At 27.0% G+C, this 341-nt stretch carries 1 protein-coding gene; it reads right to left on the reverse strand.

Annotated elements, in window-relative coordinates:
- On the reverse strand, positions 1–341 hold a 341-nt coding region (locus C1E99_RS15325; RefSeq protein ID WP_238146249.1), incomplete at both ends, for a hypothetical protein.

Consider the following 341-nt stretch of genomic DNA (forward strand, 5'->3'; position numbering starts at 1 on the left):
ACTATACCATTTCGATATCAGTTTATTAAATCTTGTATTTAATGGATAAAAAAAACTTAGTAGCATGTATCCTATCAGCATCATAAACACAGTAACAGCAATAAAAATTAATCTATATTCTCCAATCTCTAGATACTGGAAATACGATTTCGGTACTGTTTCTCTAGTTAATAAAACAACTTTATCTAGTTTTTCTCCATCCTGTGGATTATTACTTAATGAAAAAAGTGATAAACTTAAAAAAATAATAGGCAACAAACTTGTTAAAAATAATTTTAACCTATAGACTGTTTTTGCTAAATTTTCTTCGTATTCCTTCAAACTAAGATCTGAAAGTAGCC

Origin of the sequence: Streptococcus suis (assembly GCF_002964045.1) — a bacterium.
GTDB lineage: Bacteria > Bacillota > Bacilli > Lactobacillales > Streptococcaceae > Streptococcus > Streptococcus suis_U.